Origin of the sequence: Ketobacter sp. GenoA1, assembly GCF_003671475.1 — a bacterium.
Taxonomy (GTDB): Bacteria; Pseudomonadota; Gammaproteobacteria; order Pseudomonadales; family Ketobacteraceae; genus Ketobacter.
The window spans coordinates 1-5,618 of sequence record NZ_RCHM01000004.1 but is presented as its reverse complement, the minus strand read 5'-3'; the positions used below and the strand labels follow the sequence as shown (position 1 = coordinate 5,618).

4 protein-coding genes are annotated in these 5,618 nt (G+C 52.0%); all 4 read right to left on the bottom strand.

Annotated features, from left to right (window positions below; translation table 11 throughout):
• Positions 1–1,582, bottom strand: a 1,582-nt coding sequence (locus D9N13_RS00060; RefSeq protein ID WP_290584466.1) for an amino acid adenylation domain-containing protein, incomplete at its 3' end; no start/stop codon positions are given.
• 38 nt (positions 1,583–1,620) lie between these two features.
• Entirely contained in the window at positions 1,621–2,448 is an 828-nt protein-coding gene (locus tag D9N13_RS00055) for an ABC transporter ATP-binding protein (protein ID WP_290584465.1), read from the bottom strand.
• Complete coding sequence (fhuB, locus tag D9N13_RS00050) at positions 2,449–4,470, bottom strand: Fe(3+)-hydroxamate ABC transporter permease FhuB (protein ID WP_290584464.1); 2,022 nt, start codon at positions 4,468–4,470, stop codon at positions 2,449–2,451.
• Complete coding sequence (locus tag D9N13_RS00045; RefSeq protein WP_290584463.1) at positions 4,461–5,342, bottom strand: ABC transporter substrate-binding protein; 882 nt, start codon at positions 5,340–5,342, stop codon at positions 4,461–4,463. The genes fhuB and D9N13_RS00045 overlap by 10 nt, the downstream gene beginning before the upstream one ends.
• Between the last annotated feature and the right edge of the window lie 276 nt (positions 5,343–5,618).

Here is a 5,618-nt window from a genome sequence, read left to right as displayed (position 1 = left end):
CCGCTTCCGATTCCAGCCGGCTGTGCAAGGCCCGACGATCCACTTTGCCGTTCTCCGTTAACGGCAAACCCTCCAGCAACACAAACGCCGACGGCACCATGTAATCCGGTAACCGTGCCTCGCACCAAGTTCGGTAGTTCTGTGGGGTTGGTATTATTGTCCCGGTGTGGTCAGCGTCGGTGCGGGTAACAAAGGCAATCAACTGGCCATCGAACGGAGCAGCTTCAGTCCGATACACAATCACACAGGCACTGGCAAGACTGTCATGACCGACCAAAGCAGCTTCTATTTCGCCGGGTTCGATCCTGTAACCCCGTAGTTTAATTTGCTCGTCGGCCCTGCCGTGATATTGCAACACTCCGCTCGCATCAATTGACGCCAAATCGCCAGAGCGATACAAGCGGTCTCCGGCTGTGCCCAAAGGATTGGCAATGAAGCGCGCTGCCGTTAATCCGGATTGGTTAAGATAACCGCGGCTCAGGCCTGCGCCACTCACATAGAGTTCACCCACCGTACCCACTGGGCAGGGCTGTAGCCTGTCATCGAGTATCCAAGTACGACTGTTTTTGAGGGGCTTGCCAATGGTGCTGCGATCCATTTCTTGTAATCGTTCGAACGGAAGATCAAACCAGGTAACATGGACGGTGGTTTCCGTAATTCCGTACATATTCACCATTCGCAGATTGGCTGCAGCGCATTGTTCGCGCCACGCGGCCAGACGCTGAGGGAAAAGCGCCTCGCCACCGAAAACAACCAGTCGCAGTGACTCCAGGCAAGGGGCTCCATTCAACACCGCCTGGCTATCTGCCTGCGTGAGACCATAAAAGACACTGGGAGTGGCGTTGAAAACTGTGATTTGTTCTGCTGCCAGTAAAGCCCTGGTTGCCTCTGACGAACGCGCTGTATCCGCGGACACCATTACCAACTGCCCGCCATTTAACAGCGCTCCCCACATTTCCCAAACTGAAAAGTCAAAGGCCAGGGAGTGAAATAAAGTCCAACGGTCGTTGGGACCAAAATCAAATATTTCTGCGGTGGATTTAAATAAGCCAGACAGCTGTGCGTGTTCAACCACCAGCCCTTTTGGGGTACCTGTGGTTCCTGATGTATAGATTACATAGGCAGCAGACCGGGGTTGAACTCTGACAACCTGGCTGGGGGCGGTCGCAGATGAATGTTCTTCAATTAGATGGTGGTAAAAATAGACTGGCACACTGTCGGCCAGTTGAGACAGGGTTTCTGTGCATTCGTGTTCCATTACCACGCAGGCCAGGCGCGCATCGTGAATGATAAAGCAGCGGCGTTGGGGAGGAGACAGCGGATCAATGACCACGTACGCGGCCCCCGCTTTCAATATCCCGAGAATGGTCACCAGGGTCTCTGGTTTACGAAAACCCAGCACACCAACCCGGCTTTCCATACCGATTCCACAGGCGCCCAACTGCATGGCAATTCGGGTTGAGAGCAGATCCAGTGCTTGGTAACTGTAATATTTTTCATCCAGAGATACGGCGATGGAGTCAGGATATTTTGCTATAACAGCCGCAAAAATATCGATCACAGATTCAAAACTATCCTGCACAGATCTTCCCCTTGGCCTGAATTTAAAATATTAAAGCGTTATAAAAAATCTCTTTTTTCTGGATTTGAAAAAGCATATTTAGCCCCACTTTCAGGCGAAGTCAGCACCGTCATCGGGGTATCGAAAATCGGCTCTAGCACCGCTGAATCCATAACTTGAAACGAATCGCCCTCCCAGATAAGCCGACCCGATTTCATCGCGACAATTTTATGGCAGTAGCGACTTGCCAGATTCACATCATGCAACACCACCAAGACCGCCATGTTACGCGACACAGCAATATCCCGGATTAGAGCCATAATCTGAGATTGAAATCGCGCATCCAACGCAGACAGAGGTTCATCCAAAAGCATCACTTCTGCTTCCTGGGCCAACAACATTGCCAACCAACAGCGTTGTCGTTCGCCCCCTGATAGAAGGTCGATATACCGATGAGCAAATGGCAGGGTATCCGTTTGCTCCAGGGCCCTTTCCACAGCGGTATTATCCTGCTCGGTGAAGCGCCCCAGCGCGCCGTGCCAGGGAAACCGACCTAAGGATACCAGCTCCCTGACGGTCATACCCGGTGCCGATGGCGTGTACTGTGGCAGATAAGCCACTCTACGACTGAATGCCCGATCATTGTATTTGTCATAGGCTTCATCGCCAAGGTGCAGCGTGCCGGCGGACAAGGGTAACTGCCGCGCAAGCACTTTCACCAGGGTTGATTTGCCCGAGCCATTCAGGCCAATCACGCCAGTAACACTGGACGCGGTTAACGTCAGGTTTACACTACTGATGAGCGTTGCCTGATTGATTGTAACCTTGCCCCCAGACAGGGTCACAATCGGCGCCTGCGCCTTTATTGTTTTATCAGCCTCTTTCACCTAATCGCCCCCCATTGCATTGGCTGACTGGCGGTTACTTCGAGCCAACATTAACATAAGCACGGGTCCGGCAACCAAACTGGCCACTATTCCCGTGGAAAGCTGCAGCGGAAAGGCAATGGTTCGCGCCAGTGTATCAGCACACATCATGGCTATCGCGCCCGTTAACGCGCTGAGCAACAACCCCGATTTGGGTTTGCGTATGCCCAGGCTGTTCACAAGATGTGGTGCGATCAGCCCCACGAAAGTCAGTGGGCCGATGATGGGTGTCGCTATCGCGGTGATAACTGCAACCAACAAAAACAACACTAACTGGGCTGTGGAAACCGGCACACCGATACTGCTTGAGATCACCCTGCCCAAGGGTAATATCGTCAACCAGCGCGTACTCAACAAGGCGAGAAACAGCAGCAACAGGAGTGACCCGATTGCGACTAAGGCGACGCCAGGATCAGCTCCATTAGTGGACCCGCTTAACCATGCCAGTAGCATGACCGAGCTCGGTTCACCCGTGGCCATCAAGACACCCACTAAGGCATCCACTAAAGCCGTGAGTGCAATTCCCACCAGAAGAATACGTTCCGGTGCCGATGGAGCGCGCATGGAAAGGGTCAATAGAATAACAATAGCAACGAACGCTCCCACGACCGAAGCGGCAGTAACACCAATAGACGAAGTGGCTGGGAATAAAAACAATATAATGGCCGCCGCCAGAATAGCCCCGGCACTGACCCCCATTATTTCCGGGCTGGCCATGGGGTTACCTGTAACACGCTGTAGCACGTAGCCGCCAATAGCGAGTAAACCGCCAGCGCCCGCGGCACAAACGAACCGCGGTACCCGCCAGGGAGATATTGAATGCCACGCATCCGGCCCAAGCAGGGACCAACTGCCATCCGGACCCCGCCCAATTAGAAACAGCGAAATCACCAGGGAAATACCTAAGGTGATAGCGAAAAAGCCCTTGAGTTTCGTCCAATTGAGGGGAGCGAAGGGGTGAGTGTTAACCCCTGTTTGCAGATTGGGCGGAACCATAGATTTCAATCGGGGCAATAACAGAAGCAATAAGGGTGAGCCCAGTACGGCTGTTACAGCACCGGTTGGAAGAAACATTGCACTATCACCAGCCAGAATCTGAACCGCCAGATCGACCACCAATAAAAGTAAAGCCCCAAAGATTCCTGACCAGATGACACATTGTGAAAATTTCCTCACACCGGACAGTTTCGCAATTATAGGGCCAGCGAAACCGATAAAGCCTATATACCCTACGGAACTGGTAACATACGCGGCGAGCAATACCGCCAACCCGATCGCCAATACCCGAATTCGGGACAGGGATACCCCCAAGCTCTTCGCAACATCGTCGCCTAATTCCATAAGAGACAAGGGACGAACCAGTAAAATGACAGGTATCATCAACAGCAAAATACGCCAACCCAAACCAATAGCCGGTTCCCAACTTTGCTGGCTTAACGAGCCGCTGCCCCAAATAAACAAACTGACGAGATAACGATCCTTCAACAACACCATGACCGTGCTCAACGCACCACAATACAGACTGACCACCAGGCCGGCCAATATGAGAGACAGTGGAGAAAATTGCCGCTGACGGGCAATCAACAATACCAGCGTGGTGGCAAAGGCTGCACCCAGCAGCGCCACAACATCTCTGCCAATACCGAGTACTGAAGGAAAAAACACACTGACAATCACCAGCGCCAACCGCGCTCCAGCACTGACACCCAGGGTATCGGGTGAGGCAATCGGATTGCGCAAAACCTGTTGCAGAATGGCGCCTGATACCGCCAACCCGGCGCCGCACAACAACGCCATGACGACGCGGGGCAATGTGGCATACAAAAGTACCGTTCGTTGTACGTTGTAGCCTTCATTTTGAGTACTGAAGAGTGCCGTTACCGGTTCAGCTAGCAGAACTAGCGCTAACCCAAGCACCCAGGGCAGCGTAAAATAAAACAGCAATTGGGGACTTAGCTGAAAACCACTCAGCTTCATGCCCATTTAGACTCAAGGTAGGAGGACAACAGCCGCACCATTCTGTTCGCGGAGGGTACCCCCCCATACATAAACACGGGTTCCAACATGCCCCAATGATTGGTTTTGATAAACGGCAGGTTCTGCCAAATAGGACTTGACTCGAGCGCATTTGAAATGCCCTGCGGAACAGGCTCAACCGCTATAAACTCAACATCTCCCAGGGTTGATAACTTTTCGATACCAATGGTCGAGAAACCAAAATACCCCACCGGTTTATCCCAGCCATTGGTTATACCCAAACAGTCAAGCACCTCTGCATAAAGACTGGAGCCCCCGTATATTCGCACATGGCGATTATCCACAAAGCTCACAATCACAATGGGGCGTTTATTCAACCCGGCTATTTTTTTCCTCTGAGTCTCCAGGAATTGACTGAATTCCAGCAGATACGCCATCCCCTGGGAATTCTCACCCACGAACAATGCGAGCTCTTTGGCAATATCCATGCGGTTTGACAGCGGGGTGGCGCCTGCACTGTAGACGGATAGATTCCAGGTTTGTGCAATTCGGGTTAACTGGGGTTGAAGGTGTTCCAGAAAGGGCGAAATCAAAATAAGGTCTGGCTGCAAACCGGCAATCAATTCAAAATTCAGTTCCTGCTGCAGGCCCAGATCCGCTACGGTTGAGGGCAATCGCGGCTCAATAACAAACCGATCCCAATCCGATGCGGCAACCACCCCAACCGGTGGATGCCCAAGCACAATCAGCGTTTCAGCCAATGCCCAATCCAGGCTTACGATACCACCGGAAGAAACTCTATAGGGAACGGGTGGTGCACAAGCAGAAAGGCCAACCGACAGCAGCGCCCAGAGAAATCCTCTTCTTCCAATATTCATAAACCGTTTATCTTTGGGTTATGCTCAAAAATCTATAGTCACAGAAGTCGCAGATCACCCATAAAACAGACCACAAACATTTATAGCTGGCCCGCGCCCAAGCGAATAATCGTTCAAATATAACGCATGGGGGGTCACGTATGCAACGCTGTTGATTTGCACCCAAAATTGACCCACCTGACCCCATAATTTGCATCGAATTTTGACCCACGTTCAACTCATCCTGCACCCATTGATGCAGGAGCACTCAGGAGTGATCGACGTGGCGTTATTAAG